This is a genomic window from Brevundimonas sp. CURTG3B2_SDJG (genome assembly GCF_057364705.1).
Genome location: NZ_JBNFOJ010000487.1, coordinates 1 through 1253 on the forward strand (window position 1 = coordinate 1; position 1253 = coordinate 1253).

The 1253-nt window shown below is 68.6% G+C and carries 1 tRNA gene and 2 pseudogenes; all 3 read left to right on the forward strand.

The annotated features are described in order from the left end of the window. Positions 1-485 (forward strand): annotated as a pseudogene (locus AC2W7C_RS18110) (single-stranded-DNA-specific exonuclease RecJ); the annotation flags it as partial. Positions 486-588: 103 nt separating this feature from the next. Then, a tRNA-Glu gene (locus AC2W7C_RS18115) sits at positions 589-663 on the forward strand. Positions 664-963: 300 nt separating this feature from the next. Continuing rightward, positions 964-1253 (forward strand): annotated as a pseudogene (locus AC2W7C_RS18120) (cold-shock protein); the annotation flags it as partial.

A 1253-nucleotide genomic window follows, 5' to 3' on the forward strand; every position in this document is an offset into this window, starting at 1 on the left:
TGGCCGGCGGCGGCCACGCCATGGCCGCGGGCCTGACGGTGAGGGCGGGCGAGATCGGGCGGCTGCGGGACTTCCTGAATGACCGCATGGCGGGCGAGCAGGCGGCGGCGGAAGCCCTGGACGCGGTCGAGATCGACGCGCTCGTCGATCCGGGCACGGCGACCCGGGCCCTGTTCGAACAATTCGAGCGGCTGGCGCCCTTCGGCCCCGCTAACCCCGAGCCCCTGTTCGCCCTGGAGCACGTGGCCGTGCACGAGCCGGTCGCCATGAACGGCGGCCATGTGCGCTGCCGGCTGGTCGGGGCGGACGGCGCCTCGGTGAAGGCCATCGCCTGGCGCTGCGCGGATCTGCCCTGGGGCAAAGCGCTGCTGGCCGGGCAGGGCGGCTTGAGCGTGGCCGGACGGCTGAAGGCCGACGACTGGAACGGCCGGCGCGGCGTGCAGTTCGAGATCGAGGACGTGGCGGATCCGCGGATGGCGGGCTGAACGCCGGGCTTCGGCCAAGCTGACCGCCGGGATTTCAAAAAGTCCGCATGAGCCGCTTGCACCCTTCGGAATCGGCGGCTATATCGCCGCTTCCCCGCGCAGCGGTCCCTTCGTCTATCGGTTAGGACGTCAGGTTTTCAACCTGAAAAGAGGGGTTCGATTCCCCTAGGGACTGCCACGCGGGGCCTTTCCCTCACATCGATGGGACCGGGACGGCGGGGGGATTCGCCGCATCGTCGCGAGCCTGCGCGCCGCCGGAGCGCGAATCTCCAAAATAACCCCAAGTTGATCGGCAAACCCTGCCCTTGAAGCCGCGCGCGCCGAGCGGTTCGCGGTCCGATAGGGGCCGTGCGACCGGGTGGGTTGAAAAAAATGTCCGCTCAACTCCTAGAAATGGTCGTTTTTGCTTTTCAGCGCTTCAACGAACCGTGTTAAATAAGCGTCGGTGTCCGCAACGCGCGCGGGCAGGGGGAAAGTTGTGTCGGACTACGAGGCTGCTGAGACGGCGACCGCGGTGCGTATCGCGGGGCGCGTCAAATGGTTCGATCCGGGTAAGGGATACGGGTTCATCGTCCCCGACGATCCGGGCCTGACCGACCTGAAGGACGTACTGCTGCACATCTCCAGCCTGAGAGAGAGCGGCCGGGAGACCGCCGCGGAAGGCGCCGCCATCTCGTGCGACTGCGTGCGCCGGCCCCAAGGGCTGGCAGGTGGTCGCCGTCCTCGACCTGGGCGAAGGCGACCCGGCCCTGGCCGCCGTCCGCCGCG